19 protein-coding genes are annotated in these 16697 nt (G+C 61.8%); 8 read left to right on the top strand and 11 right to left on the bottom strand.

Annotation, left to right across the window (positions count from 1 at the left end):
- Positions 1 to 161: 161 nt before the first annotated feature.
- The gene (locus tag HDE72_RS17115) at positions 162 to 944 is read left to right on the top strand and encodes an inositol monophosphatase family protein (RefSeq protein ID WP_183743171.1); all 783 of its coding nucleotides are present in this window, start codon (positions 162 to 164) and stop codon (positions 942 to 944) included.
- A 60-nt stretch (positions 945 to 1004) separates the two neighbouring features.
- On the opposite strand, the gene HDE72_RS17120 is transcribed toward HDE72_RS17115, so the two are convergent.
- From HDE72_RS17120 to HDE72_RS17130, 3 genes are all read right to left on the bottom strand, one after another.
- Positions 1005 to 3158 carry a TonB-dependent receptor plug domain-containing protein gene (locus HDE72_RS17120; RefSeq protein ID WP_183743090.1) on the bottom strand — a complete coding sequence of 718 codons (2154 nt, stop codon included), beginning with the start codon at positions 3156 to 3158 and terminating at the stop codon, positions 1005 to 1007.
- A gap of 82 nt (positions 3159 to 3240) precedes the next feature.
- Complete coding sequence (locus HDE72_RS17125; protein WP_183743092.1) at positions 3241 to 4746, bottom strand: M23/M56 family metallopeptidase; 1506 nt, start codon at positions 4744 to 4746, stop codon at positions 3241 to 3243.
- A gap of 3 nt (positions 4747 to 4749) precedes the next feature.
- On the bottom strand, positions 4750 to 5127 hold the full coding sequence (locus tag HDE72_RS17130) for a BlaI/MecI/CopY family transcriptional regulator (protein WP_183743094.1): 378 nt from the start codon (positions 5125 to 5127) through the stop codon (positions 4750 to 4752).
- Positions 5128 to 5394: 267 nt separating this feature from the next.
- Here HDE72_RS17130 and HDE72_RS17135 point away from each other — a divergent pair, with 267 nt between their 5' ends.
- The 6 genes from HDE72_RS17135 (at position 5395) to HDE72_RS17160 (ending at position 10024) form a co-directional block, all read left to right on the top strand.
- Complete coding sequence (locus HDE72_RS17135) at positions 5395 to 6780, top strand: DEAD/DEAH box helicase (protein ID WP_183743096.1); 1386 nt, start codon at positions 5395 to 5397, stop codon at positions 6778 to 6780.
- A gap of 124 nt (positions 6781 to 6904) precedes the next feature.
- Positions 6905 to 7687, top strand: coding sequence for a 2-oxo-tetronate isomerase (otnI, locus tag HDE72_RS17140; protein ID WP_183743098.1), 783 nt, complete (start codon positions 6905 to 6907; stop codon positions 7685 to 7687).
- Between the two features lie 89 nt (positions 7688 to 7776).
- Positions 7777 to 8565, top strand: a complete 789-nt coding sequence (locus tag HDE72_RS17145; protein ID WP_183743100.1) for a hypothetical protein — start codon at positions 7777 to 7779, stop codon at positions 8563 to 8565.
- Positions 8562 to 9023: a hypothetical protein gene (locus HDE72_RS17150; RefSeq protein ID WP_183743102.1), complete on the top strand. Its 462-nt coding sequence runs from the start codon at positions 8562 to 8564 to the stop codon at positions 9021 to 9023. Before HDE72_RS17145 ends, HDE72_RS17150 begins: the two co-directional genes overlap by 4 nt.
- Before the next feature lie 79 nt (positions 9024 to 9102).
- Entirely contained in the window at positions 9103 to 9519 is a 417-nt protein-coding gene (locus HDE72_RS17155) for a VOC family protein (RefSeq protein ID WP_183743104.1), read from the top strand.
- Positions 9520 to 9628: 109 nt separating this feature from the next.
- Positions 9629 to 10024 carry a TraR/DksA family transcriptional regulator gene (locus tag HDE72_RS17160; RefSeq protein ID WP_183743107.1) on the top strand — a complete coding sequence of 132 codons (396 nt, stop codon included), beginning with the start codon at positions 9629 to 9631 and terminating at the stop codon, positions 10022 to 10024.
- A gap of 188 nt (positions 10025 to 10212) precedes the next feature.
- Here the strand turns inward: HDE72_RS17160 and phbB are convergent, their stop codons facing one another.
- Positions 10213 to 10959 carry an acetoacetyl-CoA reductase gene (gene phbB / locus HDE72_RS17165; protein ID WP_183743173.1) on the bottom strand — a complete coding sequence of 249 codons (747 nt, stop codon included), beginning with the start codon at positions 10957 to 10959 and terminating at the stop codon, positions 10213 to 10215.
- Positions 10960 to 11140: 181 nt separating this feature from the next.
- Here phbB and HDE72_RS17170 point away from each other — a divergent pair, with 181 nt between their 5' ends.
- Positions 11141 to 12007, top strand: coding sequence for a universal stress protein (locus HDE72_RS17170; RefSeq protein WP_183743109.1), 867 nt, complete (start codon positions 11141 to 11143; stop codon positions 12005 to 12007).
- A 12-nt stretch (positions 12008 to 12019) separates the two neighbouring features.
- Here the strand turns inward: HDE72_RS17170 and HDE72_RS17175 are convergent, their stop codons facing one another.
- The 7 genes from HDE72_RS17175 to HDE72_RS17205 all read right to left on the bottom strand — a co-directional run bounded on the left by HDE72_RS17175 (position 12020) and on the right by HDE72_RS17205 (position 16678).
- Positions 12020 to 12391 carry a hypothetical protein gene (locus HDE72_RS17175; RefSeq protein ID WP_183743111.1) on the bottom strand — a complete coding sequence of 124 codons (372 nt, stop codon included), beginning with the start codon at positions 12389 to 12391 and terminating at the stop codon, positions 12020 to 12022.
- 180 nt (positions 12392 to 12571) lie between these two features.
- Entirely contained in the window at positions 12572 to 13126 is a 555-nt protein-coding gene (locus HDE72_RS17180) for a glycine zipper domain-containing protein (protein WP_183743113.1), read from the bottom strand.
- Between the two features lie 101 nt (positions 13127 to 13227).
- On the bottom strand, positions 13228 to 13986 hold the full coding sequence (locus tag HDE72_RS17185; RefSeq protein WP_183743115.1) for an amino acid ABC transporter ATP-binding protein: 759 nt from the start codon (positions 13984 to 13986) through the stop codon (positions 13228 to 13230).
- Positions 13983 to 14675 carry an amino acid ABC transporter permease gene (locus tag HDE72_RS17190; RefSeq protein WP_183743117.1) on the bottom strand — a complete coding sequence of 231 codons (693 nt, stop codon included), beginning with the start codon at positions 14673 to 14675 and terminating at the stop codon, positions 13983 to 13985. The genes HDE72_RS17185 and HDE72_RS17190 overlap by 4 nt, the downstream gene beginning before the upstream one ends.
- On the bottom strand, positions 14675 to 15358 hold the full coding sequence (locus tag HDE72_RS17195; RefSeq protein ID WP_183743119.1) for an amino acid ABC transporter permease: 684 nt from the start codon (positions 15356 to 15358) through the stop codon (positions 14675 to 14677). Before HDE72_RS17195 ends, HDE72_RS17190 begins: the two co-directional genes overlap by 1 nt.
- An 85-nt stretch (positions 15359 to 15443) precedes the next feature.
- Complete coding sequence (locus HDE72_RS17200) at positions 15444 to 16274, bottom strand: transporter substrate-binding domain-containing protein (RefSeq protein WP_183743122.1); 831 nt, start codon at positions 16272 to 16274, stop codon at positions 15444 to 15446.
- Positions 16275 to 16495: 221 nt separating this feature from the next.
- Complete coding sequence (locus HDE72_RS17205) at positions 16496 to 16678, bottom strand: CPBP family glutamic-type intramembrane protease (protein ID WP_183743123.1); 183 nt, start codon at positions 16676 to 16678, stop codon at positions 16496 to 16498.
- Between the last annotated feature and the right edge of the window lie 19 nt (positions 16679 to 16697).

Below are 16697 nucleotides of genomic sequence, written 5' to 3' on the forward strand. Positions count from 1 at the left end.
AAATTTCGGGAAGCGACGTCACAAAACGCTGACGTCAAGCCGGGATTTTAACCATTTCGCCACCGCTACGCTCTTTAATTCATTCTTGCACACTTGCGCTCCGGTACTGAAAAGCACCGCTGGGCGCCCGCGTGCTTTTAACGGAAGCTCATATGCACCCAATGCTCAATACGGCGATCAAAGCCGCCCGCCGCGCCGCCACTGTCATCAACCGCGCCTCTTTTGACCTCGACCGCGTCGTCGTCACGGAAAAACAACATAACGATTTCGTCACCGACGTCGACCAGGCGGCTGAACAAGCCATCATTGAGGTGCTGTCAAAAGCTTATCCTGACCACGCCTTTTTGGGCGAAGAGTCGGGCGCTTCCGCCAACTCGCACGACGAGAATGAATATCAGTGGATCATCGATCCGCTGGACGGCACCACCAACTTCATCCACGGCTTCCCGCAATACTGCATCTCGATCGCCCTGGCACACCGTGGCGTCGTCACGCAAGCCGTCATCTACGACCCGGTACGCAACGACCTGTTCACGGCCAGCAAAGGCGCCGGCGCCTACCTGAACGAAAAACGCATCCGCGTCACCAAGCTGGACCGCATCGCCAACGCCCTGCTGGGCACCGGCTACGTTGCCGGCAGCGCCCGCGCGCTGGACGAATTCCTCAAGATGTACCAGATCATGGGCGAACGCAGCCAGGGCGTACGCCGCGCCGGTTCGGCCGCGCTGGACCTGGCTTACGTCGCTTGCGGCCGCCTGGACGGCTTCTACGAAAAAGGCCTGAAGCCTTGGGACATCGCCGCCGGCGCGCTGATGATCACGGAATCGGGCGGCATCGTCGGTGAATTCAGCGGCGAATCGGACTACCTGTACAAAGGCGACATCATCGCCGCCAGCCCGAAGATCTTTGGCCAGATGATTACCCTGCTGACGCCGTTCGCATAACACCTGCGCACGCGGCAGCCACAAAAAAACCGGCCCTGGCCGGTTTTTTTGCATTGAAGCTTACAAGGACCCTTCCAGCATCAGGCGCACGGTGCGGTACGTAGCCGTATCGACATTGCGCTGTATGCTGCCCGTATTGTCCGCATACAGGCTGCGCGTGGCGAACTTCTGGGCCAGCAGGTTGGCGCCGGACAGACGCAGACGCAGCTTGTCGCTGAACTTCCACAAGCCGTACAGATCGAGTTCGCGCCTGGTGCCCTGGTAACTCAATAACTCGCGTGTATCGCGCGATGGACCACCGGCCTGGTAATTCAGGTTGCCGCCCAGCGTCAGGGACAAACCGGTCAACTGGTAATCGGCGCCCAGGTTGGCGCTCCACGGCAACTGGCTATCGAGCCGGTTATCCGGGCCGGGAACGGCATCCACGCGCGACCAGTTGCGCGCCAGGTTGGCCCGCAGATCGAGCTTGGGTGCGCCGGCGAACAGCGCCGTCAAGGGCAGCTTCGCTTCCAGCTCGATACCGCGCACCTGCGCCGTGCCGTTGTTGAAGGGCGAACTGACCCAGCGCCCATTATCCTGATACAGCCGATCCATCATGACGTCGGTGATGCGCCGCATGGTGGCGCTGGCGCTCAGCATGGCGCCTTCACCCAGATAATATTCATAGGCGGCGTCCAGGCCCCACGCCAGTTCCGGGCGCAGCGCCGGATTACCCTGCGTATCCGGGTTGGTGGGGCTATTGCCATTGTCTATGGTGTAGGGACGCGGTATCAGCTGGAAAATCTGCGGCGCCTTGTAAGTGCGCGTGACGGCCAGACGCACCTGGTCCTGGCTGCGCAGCTTCCACAGGCTTTGCAGCACGGGGCTCCACACCTGTGACCGCACATCGACTGCAGCGCCATCACCGGTGGCGCTGGCCGTGCGCAAGGCTTCCCAGCGCAATCCCAGGTAGAGCGACCAGCGGCTTGATACTTCCCATTCATCCTGCGCAAACAGGGCCAGGCGGCGCACCGTGGCGGCATAGTCTTCGTCAGACAGCACGGGCGGCCCGTCCGAATCGAACTGGCGTTCGCGGCGAAAGTCCGCGCGCCGCCGGCGCTCTGCCTCCCAGCCCGCCGCCAGGGTATGGTGCTCGCCCAGGGTTTGACGATAGGTGCCGCTGGCACTGATACCCACATCGTCCACGCCCGAATCGACCAGGCGGGTGGTACTGCTTGCCAGGCCAGCGCCCGTGAAGGTGTAGTCGCTGCTGCGGTGGTTGTAGTTCAGGCCCAGCTTCAGGTCGAGACTGGCGCCGTGTTCCAGCTTGCGCAGCCAGTGCAGATCGCTGCGCGCGGTGCTGCTGTCCTGGTTAAAGTAGGCGTCATTGTCCGGGTACTCGGTATTACCGCCCAGGTAAGCGGTTTCCGCCACATGGCGGGCGCTGGCCAGGCGCCGGAAACTGAACAGGTTTTGCAGGGACAGGCTGTCTTCGCCCGCCAAAGCCCATTGCAAGCGGGGCGCCAGCTCGATCGCATCCGTGGTCACGCGCTCGGTCAGCGGCAGATGGCGCAGCACCGTCGGTGTGCCATCGACGGCATACTCACGGTCCCATTCGTCAAACAAGCCCTGGCGCCCCGTGTGGCTGAGCGTGCCGGCCAGCGCATACGACAACCGTCCATCCTTGTCGGACAATTGCATCGTGGCGCTGCCGGCCGGCATGCCATGGCTGTTCGATGCGCCCAGCTTGAAAGTACGCTCCGGCTTACGGGAGGTTTTTTTCAAGATGATATTGATGGACCCGGCAATCGCCTGCGCAGAAAATTCGGCCGTGGCAGCGCGCATGATCTCCACCCGCTCGACCAGTTCCGGGTCCAGCGAGTCCAGCGAAAACCCGGCGGGCACGGGCACGCCATTGAGCATGATCAAGGTATAGCCCTGGCCCAGGCCACGCAGCTGTATCTGACCACCTTGCCCGCCCTGCCCCGCTCCCGGCGGCCCGCCAATGCTAATGCCGGGCAAGCGCTTCAAGGCATCCGACAGGCTGCGGTCGCCCTGCTGGTTCAATTCTTCGTAGCCGACCACGATGCTGGCCACCGTATCGTTGCGCCGCTGCTGCAGCTTGCCGGCATTCACGGTCACGGAAGGCACCGTGGCATCTGGGATGACATCATCGGCACGGACGTGCGCCGTCAACGGCAGCGCAAGGCTGCACAAAAATATACTCAGTCGCATGGAAGTTCCTGGAAAGGTGGGTGGTTGCCGGGTGAGCGCAATGCGCCAACCCGACATTCAAGCTAGATATTAAGACCCAGGATTAGCGGCCAAATTGTTCGCGCCGCATGCGCAGGGCGCGCTCGCTGGCGTTGGCGTCCAGGCCGGCCAGCCTGGTTTGCGGATCTTGCCGCTTGCCGTCCTGCCGAACCTGGAAGTGCAGGTGCGGACCGGTCGCCGCCCGGCCTGTTGCGCCCACCGTGCCGATGGTCTGGCCTGCCTTGACGAGCGTGCCATCGGCCAGCGCCACGCTGTCGAGATGGATATACAGGGATTCCAGCCCGCCGCCATGGTCTATGCGCACCAGATTGCCCATCCAGTCATCGTGCGCCACCCTGGCCACGCCATCAGCCACCGCATGCACGGGCGTGCCACGGCTGGCGGCCAGATCCAGTCCACTCAGCCCCTTGGGTGTAGTGGGACGCACTACACCAAAGAAACCGGTGACGCGCATGCTGGCCAGCGGATTGCGCCAGGGAGCAGCATGCACCGTTGCCGTGGTGGCTGCCGGTTCGGCCGGCGCCCAGGCCAGGGCCGGTTGCAAGCCCAGGCTACCTGCGCCCAAAGTGCCAAGCCCCATCACCAGGGCCAGCTTGACGCCCCAGGGCATGGCGGCTGGCTGCGGATCACGCATGCGGGCCACCCGGTCGACCATGCCGCCCTGTTTGCCACCGAAGGCCAGGCCGGCAGGAAAACAGGCTTGCACGCTCAGTTGGCGCACCAGCGCCGCCGCATACTGTTGCCGCTGCTGCTGCGGACGGCCGGCCAGCACTTGCCGGTCGCAGCCCAGTTCCTGCGCCCAACCCAGTTTCTGGCCCAGCCAGCGCAAGGCCGGGTTGAACCACAGCAAGGCATGCAGGCTGTTCGCCAGTAATTGCACGGCAGGATCGCGGCGGCGCGTATGCGTCAGTTCGTGTTCGATAATCAATTGCTGCTGCTCTTGCGTAAATTGCGCCAGATGCGCGGGCAGTAGCAAGCGCGGCTGCAGGGCGCCCAGCAGCATGGGCGAAATCGGCGCATCGATTTCCAGCACTTCCATGCGCCGCTGCTGCAACTGCTGCAGTTGCGCCTCTGAAAAAGCGCCGTGCTCGCGCATGGCGGCCACGCCCAGCGGACGCGCCGCCTTCAGCATGTCCAGCACGAGGGCCTGGCCGCGCCGGTAGCGCCAGGCCACCGCCACTATCCCCAGCGGGTAGACCAGCAGCCAGGCCATCGCCAAACGTTTGAGCCAGACCGCATGGGAAGTAATGTCCAAGGGTTCGTCAACCTGCGCTACTGCCGCTTGCACGAGCGGCAGCGGCAGCGCCTGAACTACCGTGGTCGCCACCGGCAAGCTCACTTCCGGCACCACGCTGATACGCTGGCTGTGCGGCAACAGGGACAAAATGAATACACAGGCCAGCAGCAGCTGCGCGCCCAGCCACACGCCGCGCTGGGCCGCCAGCACGGGCCAGCGCCGTTGCGCCAGGTGCAGCAGCCCCTGCAACAGCAAACCGGCCAGCAGGCAGGCGACCGTCGATTGCAATAATTTCAAGGCAAACAAGATCATCGCCTACTCCTTGCTGTCGAGAGGCCAGTCCTGCAGCATCTGTTCCAGCTCAGCCAGTTCCTGCCTATCCACCAGCTTGCTGCCCGTAAACATGCTGACCGGCAAAGGGCTGTCGATTTCCATCACGCGCCGGCCAAAGTCATGCGCAAACGCGGCCAGGGTAGCCACCTTGTCCACATGGGCTTCATATACCAGCACGCCATGCAGGCTGCGCTGGGACAACATGCCTTTTTCCAGCATGCGCTCGACCGTCTTGCGGGTCGAGGAAAACGACCAGCCCAGTTCTGCTTCCACGCTGGCATGCAGTTCACGGGACGACAGGGGCTGCTGCTTCCACAGTGCCTTCAATAACGATAGTTCGGTAACGGATGGCGTAGCCATGCTGGACTCCTGCTGTGACGATTAAAACAATTATGCGACAAGTGTCACATGCAAGGCAAGCAAAATTTGCGACAACTGTCACATGGATTTTCCTTCAGGCATCCTTTCCTTTGCGAATCAATTGAAACGCTTTTATGCCAGGCTGTTATACTTCGCGTGTGCGGCACATATGACCAGTCCCCTTGCCGCTGTCTTTCGACCCCTAATCTGATTGCCTGCGACTGGCGCCTCACGATGGCGACAGGCCGATCTCACAATAAAGTTATCATGTCCTTTTCCTCCCTCGGATTGTCCGACGCTATCGTACGTGCCGTTACCGAACACGGCTACACCGTGCCGACCCCGATCCAGACTCAGGCGATCCCTGCCGTGCTGGCTGGCGGCGACTTGCTGGCCGGCGCACAAACCGGTACCGGCAAGACGGCCGGCTTCACCCTGCCCGTGCTGCACCGCCTGTCGACCGACGCGAATGGCGCGGCGATCACCAGCAACAGCTCGACGCGCCCGATCCGCGCACTGATCTTGGCGCCGACGCGCGAACTGGCAGCGCAAGTTGAAGAAAGCGTGCGCGCCTACAGCAAGTACACCAAGCTGAACTCGACCGTGATCTTCGGCGGCGTCGGCATCAACCCGCAAATCAAGCAGCTGAAGCACGGCGTCGACATCCTGGTCGCCACGCCAGGCCGTTTGCTCGACCACATGGGCCAGAACACGGTCGACCTGTCGAAAGTGGAAATCCTGATCCTCGACGAAGCCGACCGCATGCTCGACATGGGCTTCATCCGCGACATCAAGAAAGTACTGGCCGTACTGCCGCCGAAACGCCAGAACCTGCTGTTCTCGGCTACTTTCTCGGAAGAGATCAAGGCCCTGGCCGACGGCTTGCTGAACAAGCCAGCCATGATCGAAGTGGCGCGCCGCAATTCGACCGTGGAAGTGATCAAGCAAAAGATCCATCCGGTCGACCGCGACAAGAAGCACCCGATGCTGTCCTATCTGATCAAATCGAACAACTGGACGCAAGTGCTGGTATTTACCCGCACCAAGCACGGCGCCAACAAACTGGTCGAGCAACTGGGCGCGGACGGTATCGGCGCGCTGGCAATTCACGGCAACAAGAGCCAGTCGGCCCGCACGCGCGCGCTGTCCGAATTCAAGGATGGCACCCTGCAAGTGCTGGTCGCCACCGACATCGCTGCGCGCGGTATTGACATCGATCAACTGCCACACGTGGTGAACTACGACTTGCCGAACATTCCGGAAGATTATGTGCACCGTATCGGCCGTACGGGCCGTGCCGGCGCCAAGGGCGAAGCCGTGTCGCTGGTCTGCGTGGATGAGCACGAAATGTTGAAAGACATCGAAAAGCTGATCAAGCAAACCTTGCCGCGCGAAGTCATCCCTGGTTTTGAACCAGACCTGAACGCCCGCGCCCAGCCTGTGCAATTGCGCAGCGGCACCGGCGGTCACCGCAACAACAGCCGCGCGCCAGCCGGCGCCGTGGTGCGTGTAAAAACTGGCGGCAGTGGCGCCAAGCCACGCAGCGCCGGCCCATCGGGCGGCGGCGGTGGTGGTGGTAACCGTAGTGGCGGCGGTGGTGGCAATCAGCCGCGCTCGGCAGCATCACACCGCTCCGGCGGCCGCGGCCGCTAAGCCCTTCCCGGCTTGACAAAAACCGTTCCAGGACTTGCTTCTGGAACGGTTTTTTTATGCCCGCCACTTTCCTGGAAATTGGGCTAGGATAGTGTCCAACCTCCCCTCACTCTGTGTCCACGCCATGCCCAACTTTGCCGCCAACCTCAGCTTGCTGTTCACCGAACTGCCCTTCCTCGACCGTTTCGCCGCTGCCAGGGCGGCCGGCTTCGGCGCCGTCGAATTCCTGTTTCCGTATGCGGTGGAAAAGCAGCACATCGCTGCGCGGCTGGAACAGCACCAGCTGCAACTGGCGTTATTCAATATGCCGCCCGGCGAGTGGGAACAGGGCGAGCGCGGCATCGCCTGCGATCCGCGCCGCAACGAGGAATTTCGCGCTGGCGTGCGCCTGGCCATCGACTATGCGCAGGCGCTGGGCGCGACCCGGCTGCACTGCATGGCCGGTATTGTGCCGGCCGGCATGAGTCTGGAGCGGGCGCGGCAAAGCCTGATCGGCAATCTGCAATATGCGGCCGATGCCTGCCGCCCACATGGCATCGAGGTCTTGATCGAGCCGATCAACCATTACGACATGCCGGGTTACTTTCTCCAGCATAGCCAGCAAGCGGCCGACATCATCGCCGATTGCCAGCGCAGCAATGTTTTCCTGCAATACGACATTTATCATATGCAACGCATGGAAGGCGAGTTGAGCAACACCATCCGCAGCTTGCTGCCGCTGATACGGCATATCCAGATCGCCGATACGCCGGGCCGCCACGAACCGGGCACAGGCGAAATCAATTACCGCTACCTGTTCAAGCTGCTAGACCAGGTCGGCTACAAAGGCTGGGTAGGCTGCGAATACCGCCCCGCCGGCGATACCCTCGCTGGCCTGGCTTGGCGCACACAATTGCTCACCGACTAATTCGCCTGGCTTGCGCCCGCACAAGGCGCATCACGCGAGCAGGAATAACAATACCTTTCCATACAGTATTTTCACTGTCGAGAGATATCGTGACTTCCCTGCCCAGCCACCTGTGTATTGTATTCAGCCTGATCATTGCCCTGGCCGCTTGCGCCGGTCCGCGCCCCGAGCTGGTCCAGGTGCGCGCGCTGGCCGCCGAAGGCAGCGCCCTGAATGCCTTCAGCGAATTGTCGCAGCGCCACCTGGACAGCTACCGGCGCAGCAGCGCTTACCTTTCGCCGCAACAAGATGCACAAGCGCGCCTGCTTGCTGCGCAAACGCGCGCCGCGCATGCCGACGTGACAGCCATCGTGCAAGCCATACGCCTGTATCTGCAGGCACTGGGCCAGCTGGCGCGCGACGACGCTTTTGACTTGCGCAAAGAATTCAATGGCGCTGGCAGCGCCTTGCGCGCCTGGCCCGACAGCGGCATCGACGACCGCCATGTCACGGCCTATGCCAGCTTGCTGGGGCAATTATCGCGCCTGGACGGCCGCAGCAGCCAGCAAATACACCTGGCGCAAGTGCTGCACGATGGCGATGCGCCACTACAAGCTTTACTCGGAGCACTTGATGGCTTGCTGCGCCTGTACGACAAAAGCAGCGACAACGAGCGCGATATCGTGCTCGGTTTGCTGGAAGTGGAAATCGCCTATGCCGACACGCCGCAGCAACGCTTGCTGACGGTGCTGGCGACGTCGGTGCGGCAAGACAAAAGCGAAGAATACCGTTTGTTCGGCCTGCGCCATACCCTGGCGCGCAAGCAGCTTGGCCTGCTGGCGCGCGAACACGGGCGGCTGGCCATGGCCATCACCAGCACACCGGGAGCGCCGCCATGATGACATCCGTGATAACCGAACGCCGCGAAGCGGCACTGAGCAGCGCCATGCGCGTCGAGCAACTGGCCGACAGCCTGTCGCAGGCGGCCGCCACCCTGCATGGCGCCGTCATGCGCGCCATCCGCAAAAGGGCCAGCCAGGGCGAAAACGGTATCAGCCAGACGCAGGCGCAAGCTGTGTTTGCGCTGGAAGTTGCCCTGCGCCAGCAGGCGAACCAGCTGTATGCCGATGCAGCCGGCCATACCGTCGAGGGACTCGATGCGGCGCAGCGCCAGCTTAGCGGCCTGCTCGACGCGGTCCGCCTCTCGATTGCCCGCAACGATAACGTGCGTCACTGGATCAGCCTGGCAACCAGCTTGCTGAACCTGGGCAGCGCCGTCATCGCCGGCCACCCGGAGCGCATACTGGCCAGCGTCGACAAGGTGCGTGAACGTCTGCAAACGGCCCCGCACGCTTGATTGCAATCAGTTTGCCAGCGCCTATACTGATCTCGCACCGCACGGCAATCATGCCGGCGGGACGATCAGGAGAGCAACCATGCGAGCCGAGGCGTATTTGCAATTCAATGGAAACTGCGCGCAAGCGCTGGAATATTACCGTCAGCATCTGCACGGCGAAAACCTGTTCCTGATGCCGTTTCGCGGCACGCCGGGGCAGGAGCAAGTCAAGCAAGACTGGTATGACAAGATCATGCACGGCTCGGTGCAGATCGGCCCTACCTCGGTGATGGGCAGCGATGGCGGCTGTCCGGAAGATGGCGCCAAGGGCATGTCGGGCTGCTCGATCGCCCTCAACGTGCCCGACCCGCTCGAGGCGGAGCGGGTGTTCGCCGCACTGGCCCGCGATGGCATTATCCGCATGCCCTTGCAGGAAACATTCTGGGCAAAAAGATTCGGCATGCTGAGCGATCAATTCGGCGTTGCCTGGATGATCAACTGCGAAAAGCCAGCATAGAAAGCCAGGCTGCCACCTGCGCCAGCTCAAACGCGGCGCAGGCGCCAGCACAAGCAGAGATGGTTTTCATGGTCTACCATGAAGAGGATAACCTCTACATGAGCCGGCCATGGATGCCTTACGACAAGAACTGAAGCAAGGATTGACGCAAGCGCAATGTGAACGCTTGCGCGGCGTGCTCGAACAGCGCAAGCATGCACTGCTGGCGCAGATCGACAATGAAAGCGCCGAAGCAGGCGAGCGCGGCTCCTTGCTCAAGGAAGTCGAAGCCTCGCCGGCCGACAACGCCAGCGTGCGCACCTTGAACGCCCTGGTCAGCGAAGCGGCCGAGCATCACATCGCGCAACTGGCCATCATCAAGCACGCGCTGGCCAGGTTTGCCGATGGCAGCTACGGCCTGTGCGACAACTGCGGCGAACAGATAGGCATGTCACGGCTGGAGGCCCGACCCGAAGCGCGTTTATGCATCGATTGCCAGACGCGGCTGGAAAAAGCCCGCCGCTAACTTCGCTTACCCGGCATGCATACGACAAAGGGCAAGGCATTGCTGCCTTGCCCCCCGTTTTCCCACCTTTGAACTTTGTTACCCTTGCCACCGTTGCTGCTGTCCAGCCACCCGCCAGCCTCTGTGTGCTGGCTGGGCGGTGGGGTCTCCTCCACTGCCGTTGCTCCTTGCGTACTTCCTTGATCCAATCAACTCATGTGCTGTCCGCCATTGATGGCGATATTCGCGCCCGTCACAAAGGCCGCCTCGTCCGACGCCAGGTAGGCCACCAGCGCCGCCACTTCATCGGGTTCGCCCAGGCGGCCCAGGGGGATTTGCGGCAAGATTTTGCTTTCCATGATGTCGGCCGGCACGGCAGTCACCATCGGCGTGCGCAGATAGCCGGGCGACACCGTGTTGACGGTGATGCCGTGGCGCGCCACTTCCAGCGCCAGCGCCTTGCTGAAGCCATGCACGCCCGCCTTGGCGGCCGCATAATTACACTGGCCAAACGCGCCTTTCTGGCCATTGACCGACGAGATATTGATGATGCGGCCCCAGCGCTTGAGCAGCATGGGTTCCAGCACTTGCTTGCTCATATTGAACAGGCTATCGAGGTTGGTGCGCATGACGTCGGCCCAGTGCGACAATTCCATCTTGCGCATGCTCTGGTCGCGCGTGATGCCGGCGTTGTTCACCAGCACATCGATGCGGCCGAACTGTTCCAGCACCCGCCCCACCGCTTGCGTGCACGATGCGAAGTCAGCCACGTCGGCTTCCAGTGCGTGAAAATAATACTTGTCGCGCTGCTGCTCTTCCAGCCAGGCGCCCACGCGCTTGTTGCCTGGCGAGTGCACGGCCACCACCGCGAAACCGGCGCCGTGCAGGCGGCGGCACAAGGCCGTACCCAGGCCGCCCATGCCGCCAGTGACCAATGCCACTTTTTTTTGTTCCATCATGTGATCCATATCCCAGTCTCCCCGTCTTTGATTGTTTTTCTGCGAGGAATCAAGTGTAGGAGCAGTTTTTAGCCACTGCCTTGCGCCAGATCAAATGCCCAGCCTGCTGCATTCGTGCGCAGGCGACAGCCATGCCTGTGCCAGAATGGGCCTTGTCTCCACACAAGAAAGGCTGGCCATGACGTATAAAACCGTGCTGCTCCACATCGACGATAGCGCCAGCCGCGATGCACGCATCGCCGTCGCCGCCAGCATTGCGCAAGCGTGCGGCGGCCACCTGACAGGCGTCTCGCTGACGGGCGTGTCGCGCCTGCTGTACCAGAACCAGTCCGAACTCGATGCCGACCCCAACCTGGCGCTGCACCTCAATTTCCTGCGCGAAAGGGCCAGCCGCGCACTCGATGGTGTCGAGCAGCAAGTGCGCGCGGCGGGCGTGACCTCGTTCGAGCAGAGGGTGGTCGATGACGAGGCCGCTGGCGGCATCAGCCTGCTGGCCCGCTATGCGGACCTGGTGGTGATCAGCCAATACCATGCGCAAGATAAATCGCCGTCCGTGATGCGCGATTTCCCTGCCTATGTGCTGCTGCATGCAGGCCGGCCCGTGCTGATCGTGCCCTATGCCCAGGCGCAGCCCGTGCTGGCGCCGCCGGCAGCGGCCCGCAATGTGCTCATTTCATGGAATGCCAGCAAGGAAGCGAGCCGCGCCGTCAGCGCCGCCCTGCCCCTGCTGCAGCGGGCAGAACAGGTGCACGTGGCCGTCTTCGACGCCAAAGTACATGCCGCCGAGCATGGCGAACAGCCGGGAGCGGAACTGCTGGAATACCTGGCGCGCCATGGCGTAGACGCCAAACTGCTGTTGCTCGACGGCGGCAGTACGCGGCGCGGCGACATCGGCGACGCCTTGCTGTCGCAGGCGGCCGAGCTGTCGGCCGATTTGCTGGTGATGGGCGCTTACGGACATTCACGCTTGCGCGAAACAATCCTGGGCGGCGTCACGCGCACCGTGCTGCACAGCATGACTATCCCTGTGCTGATGGCGCATTAAGCGGCAGCATATCTATCCGCCCGACTGCCAGGGCTGGCTGCGTATCTTCGCTACCTGGCGCTGCGCCAGCCATTGCCACAACTGCAGCGCGTCGGCCTGTTTTAACGCCGACATGCGGCGCGGGCTGGCCAGGGCGATTTCGCAATCGCGGTCCGACCATTCCTCGAAAGTGACTACGCCTCCGCTAGCGACCTCGACCTGGTACATCAAGCCATCATCGTAGCCAAAGCGCAACAACACGGCGGCCGGGCTGCCATCGGCCGTGGCGGCGGACTTCCCAGGTTTGCCGTACACCTCGGCCAGCGCATCGGCCAGCTGGGTCGGCGACGGCGCACAGATATCGCGCCCATCGGCCCGCGTAAGAATGAACCATGCCTGTGTCATGACGCGCCCTCCTATCCATACTCATTAGCATGCGAGGCAGTAGATGGACAGTCACGCTGGTGCTTTGCTGCCAGCACGGGAACTATCCCTATCGGCATTCTGTTACTGGTAATGATAAGGATAATACCTAAATTTCGTGCAGTGCGGCATTTTTGGCGCTGGCAGCGTTTTTTGTGCAAGTCAGGCCACCAGCACCGGGATGCTGAGAGGATCGAAATCATGCCAGTCGCCATTGGCAATCGTGCCTTCAGCCTCTTCGATATGCTGGGCGCCCAGCAGGTGCAAGGCTTCCAGCGCCCGCTCGCGCTCATACAGGCCGCTGAGCGCCACCGCGATCAGCATGCCGGGATGACGCGGTTGCTGGCGGTTTTCACCGGTTTTGTCAGGCTCGCCCGCGTCTTTCATCTTGTTGAAACTGTAGAGTGAACCGACGTGGCCGCCCACCAGCGCGCCGACCACCGGGCCCAGCGGCCCCGTCGCCAGGGTAGTGGCGGCGCCGATGCCGGCACCCACCGCTGCACCGACAGCCACGCCTTCGGCAATGCCTTCCGGGGTTTCCTTGGCGCCCGGAGAAGCATCGCGGTCGCCGCCCAGCGCATGCAAGTCGTGCTGGCCAGGCTGATTGACAAAAAAGACACTGATGCGGCTATCGGGAAAGCCAGCCTGTTTCAAGGCCTCGCGCGCAACGGCGACCTCATCCTGTAACTGAAAATGACCTGCAATAATGCGTGACATAATCTTCCTCCTGGTGGCTTGCCGGCGCTCCATGCGCCACCGTGCCAGCGTGCGCCTGGCGGACGGTGTCTACCGTTCGCTTGCGCACGCAGCGGAAAAAATCAGGCGGGAACGGAAGCAGAGGAGACAGTAAACGGGCTGCGGATATCGGACAGGAATTGCTGCGCACGCGGATGTTGCGGGCTGCCAAAGAAGGCGTCGGGCGAACCGCGCTCCAGCACTTGCCCGTGGTCCATGAACCAGACCCGGTCCGCCACCTCGCGCGCAAAACCCATCTCATGCGTGACGCACACCATGGTCATGCCGCCATGCGCCAGGTCGCGCATCACTTGCAGCACTTCCCCCACCATTTCCGGGTCCAGTGCGCTGGTCGGCTCATCGAACAGCATCAGCGGCGGCTGCATGGCCAGCGCGCGGGCAATCGCCACCCTCTGCTGCTGGCCGCCGGACAAGGCTGCCGGCATGGCCTGCGCCTTGTGGGCCAGGCCCACCCGGTCCAGCAAGGCCAGCGCGCGCTCTTCGGCTTCGCGCTTCGACAGGCCGCGCAAGCGCTGCGGCGCCAGCGCGCAATTGGCCAGCACCGACAGATGGGGAAACAGATTAAATTGCTGGAACACAAAACCGATATGCGAGCGGAAGGCGTTCACGTCCAGCCCCGGCGCGTGGATATCCTGACCGGCCACCGTGATATGGCCCGAAGCGATGGGTTCGAGCCGGTTGATGGTGCGTATCAGGGTCGACTTGCCCGAACCGGACGGGCCGCACACCACCAGCACTTCGCCTTTCGACACATGCTCGCTGATGCCGTTCAAGGCATGGTAGTTGCCATAGTATTTATTGACGTTGTCGAAGGTGATCATGCGGCGGCTTTCAAAACGCGGGCCTGGCGCCGCTCGAGCCAGAAGGCGGCGCGCGACAGGCTGAAACAAAGAATGAAATAGGTCAAACCCAGCAGGAAATACACTTGCACCGGCTTGGTCAGCACCAGGCCATTGATTTGCGAAGCAACAAACGACACTTCGGCCAGGCCGATGATGTAGCCGAGCGAGGTTTCCTTGATGGTCGAGACAAACTGGTTCACCAGCGAGGGCAGCATGTGGCGCAGCGCCTGCGGCAGGATCACCGTGCGCATGGCCGACAGATACGGCAAGCCCAGCGAACGGGCCGCTTCCAGCTGGCCCTTGGGCACGGCTTGCACGCCAGCACGCACGATTTCCGCCAGGTAAATGCCATCGAAGATGACCAGCGCCACCAGCATGGTGGTAAATTGCCCGCTTTCATGCCCCGTCAAACTGGGCAGGAAAAAATAGGCCCAGAAAATCACCAGCAGCAAGGGAATGCCGCGCACCACGTGGACCAGCGCAGTGACGGGCCAGCGCAAGGCGCGCCAGGGACTGATGCGGGCCAAGCCCAGCAGCAAACCCAGGGGCAAGCTCAGCACCAGCGCCAGCCCCGCCAGCAGCACCGTCAGCGCCAGGCCGCCCAGCGGCCCTTCCGGGTAGCGGCCGACCAGGAAATACAGCCAATAGTCTTGTATCAGTTCCAGCATCAGGCGGCCCTCCTTTGCAGCAAGGCTGCCAGGCCCGCAATCAGCAAAGAGACGGCCAGGTAGGCCACGCTGGCAAAGGCAAACGCTTCCACGCTGCGAAACGAGGCGGTTTCCACGCGCTGCGTCTGGTACATCAGTTCGGCCACGCCAATGACCGTGGCGATGCTGGTGTTTTGCCACAGGTTCAGGGTTTGCGACAGCAAGGGCGGCAGCGACAGGCGCAAGGCTTGCGGCAAGATGCACAAGCGCATGGTTTGCAAGAAACTGAAGCCCAGCGCCCTGCCCGCCTCGAATTGCTGGGCAGGAATGGCGCGGATGCCGCTGCGGATGTCTTCGGCCATATACGCTGCCGTGTACAGTGTCAGCGCGACGATGGCGCTGATGGCCTCGATATTGCCCGCATACAAGCGCTCTTTCCACGCTTGCGGCAGCAATTCAGGCGCGCCGAAATACCAGAATAAAAAATGCGCCAGCAAGGGCACGTTACGGATCAGCTCGACATACGTGGCGCCCAGGGCGTTCAAGATGCGCGATGGCGCCAGGCGCAACATGGCCACGCCGCACGCCAGGGGCAAGGACAACAGCAGGGTGATGCCCATCAGTTGGAGGGAAAGCAGCAGTCCGGAGAGCAACCAGTCGTGGTAGTCGCCGGACAGCAAGAGATGCAGATCGAATTGAAGCATGGAGATGACAACAGTGGTGCGGCCGCCTGTCAGGCCGCGCCGCAGATTTGCTCAATAAAGCAGGTGCACCGTCAGGTGCAGACAATCAGGATTCGATCTTGTCGGAATCAAACTTGAAAGTGCGTTTCTGGAATTTGACATTGCTGGTCGGGCCATACCATTTGAAGAACAATTGCTCCGCTACCCCCGACTTTTCCAGGCTGCGCAGCACATCGTCGATGGCCGTTTTCAAGCCCTTCTCGCCCTTGCGTATGCCGAAGGCAAACACTTCCTGGCTGATATTTTGCGGTAGCACGATGTAATCTTTTTGCGCAGCGCCCAGCTTGGCATAGTTATTGAGCAGCGAGACTTCATCGTCGACATAACCGGCGCCCTTGCCTTGCTGCAAGCCCAGATAAGCCTGGCCCGATGTTTCAAACGTCACCACGTCCACGCCAGGCACGGCCTTGCGGATATTCGGTTCCTGCGTGCCACCCTTGACGGTCAGCACTTTCTTGCCAGCCAGACCGGCCACGCTGGTGATATTGCTGCTCTTTTTCACCAGCACGCGCTGGCCCGTGTAAAACGTGGACAGCGAGAAATCGATCAGGCTTTCGCGTTCCTTGTTATGCGTCAAGGACGCCGTCAGGATATCGATGCGGCCTTGCTGCAATTCAGGAATGCGGGCGGCCACGGCTAGTTGTTTGATCACCGGTTTCACACCCAGGCTCTTGGCAATTTCGCGGCACAGGTCCACTTCATACCCCACCAGCTGGCGCGACTTGGCGTCGATAAAGCTGTTTGGCTCATCCGTCCCCAGGGTGCCGCAGACCAGTTCGCCTTTGGCCTTGATAGTGGCCAGCTGATCCGCTTGTGCTACCTGGACAAAGGCAATCGAGCTAAGAACGAGGGCGGCAAGGTGAAGACGAGTCTGCATGGAAGTCCTGTGGTGGCTGAAAGATGCCGCCATTAGACCTTAGGCGCCTTATTTCCAAAAAGGAATCTTTTCACCCTTGCTTATGCGAAAATCTTATAAGACTTGCCGCTTTCCACAGGATCACGCTATGGTCTCCACCACGCAGATAGGGATACGTCAATGCCAGGAACTGCACCGCGTTGACGATGAAGTGGGTGGCGATGGCCGCTTCGATGCGTTTGCTATAACGGTCGGCAGAAGGTGGCGATGCGCCCTTGCAGCAAGCCACGGAAAAAGGCTTCTTCGGCAACACAGGTCAGCAGCAGATTGACCAGCAGGAATTGCAAAGTGATGTCAGGCAATTTGACATCCGGCTTCACAAAGCCGATGGCCAGCGCGGCCATCACCGGCACGGCCCGCTTCATGGCTAACGCGAAACTAAAT

It is taken from the genome of Janthinobacterium saanense (assembly GCF_014200675.1).
In the GTDB taxonomy this organism is placed as follows: Bacteria; Pseudomonadota; Gammaproteobacteria; order Burkholderiales; family Burkholderiaceae_D; genus Janthinobacterium.

Bases quoted from the DNA above. Each gene is read 5' to 3' on its own strand.
- HDE72_RS17160 (WP_183743107.1), top strand. From the start codon at position 9,629: ATGGATGCCTTACGACAAGAACTGAAGCAAGGATTGACGCAAGCGCAA.
- phbB (WP_183743173.1), bottom strand. From the start codon at position 10,959: ATGGAACAAAAAAAAGTGGCATTGGTCACTGGCGGCATGGGCGGCCTG.
- HDE72_RS17130 (WP_183743094.1), bottom strand. From the start codon at position 5,127: ATGGCTACGCCATCCGTTACCGAACTATCGTTATTGAAGGCACTGTGG.
- HDE72_RS17155 (WP_183743104.1), top strand. From the start codon at position 9,103: ATGCGAGCCGAGGCGTATTTGCAATTCAATGGAAACTGCGCGCAAGCG.
- HDE72_RS17120 (WP_183743090.1), bottom strand. From the start codon at position 3,158: ATGCGACTGAGTATATTTTTGTGCAGCCTTGCGCTGCCGTTGACGGCG.
- HDE72_RS17115 (WP_183743171.1), top strand. From the start codon at position 162: ATGCTCAATACGGCGATCAAAGCCGCCCGCCGCGCCGCCACTGTCATC.
- HDE72_RS17200 (WP_183743122.1), bottom strand. From the start codon at position 16,274: ATGCAGACTCGTCTTCACCTTGCCGCCCTCGTTCTTAGCTCGATTGCC.
- HDE72_RS17175 (WP_183743111.1), bottom strand. From the start codon at position 12,391: ATGACACAGGCATGGTTCATTCTTACGCGGGCCGATGGGCGCGATATC.
- otnI (WP_183743098.1), top strand. From the start codon at position 6,905: ATGCCCAACTTTGCCGCCAACCTCAGCTTGCTGTTCACCGAACTGCCC.
- HDE72_RS17205 (WP_183743123.1), bottom strand. From the start codon at position 16,678: ATGAAGCGGGCCGTGCCGGTGATGGCCGCGCTGGCCATCGGCTTTGTG.
- HDE72_RS17170 (WP_183743109.1), top strand. From the start codon at position 11,141: ATGACGTATAAAACCGTGCTGCTCCACATCGACGATAGCGCCAGCCGC.
- HDE72_RS17195 (WP_183743119.1), bottom strand. From the start codon at position 15,358: ATGCTTCAATTCGATCTGCATCTCTTGCTGTCCGGCGACTACCACGAC.
- HDE72_RS17125 (WP_183743092.1), bottom strand. From the start codon at position 4,746: ATGATCTTGTTTGCCTTGAAATTATTGCAATCGACGGTCGCCTGCCTG.
- HDE72_RS17185 (WP_183743115.1), bottom strand. From the start codon at position 13,986: ATGATCACCTTCGACAACGTCAATAAATACTATGGCAACTACCATGCC.
- HDE72_RS17135 (WP_183743096.1), top strand. From the start codon at position 5,395: ATGTCCTTTTCCTCCCTCGGATTGTCCGACGCTATCGTACGTGCCGTT.
- HDE72_RS17190 (WP_183743117.1), bottom strand. From the start codon at position 14,675: ATGCTGGAACTGATACAAGACTATTGGCTGTATTTCCTGGTCGGCCGC.
- HDE72_RS17150 (WP_183743102.1), top strand. From the start codon at position 8,562: ATGATGACATCCGTGATAACCGAACGCCGCGAAGCGGCACTGAGCAGC.
- HDE72_RS17180 (WP_183743113.1), bottom strand. From the start codon at position 13,126: ATGTCACGCATTATTGCAGGTCATTTTCAGTTACAGGATGAGGTCGCC.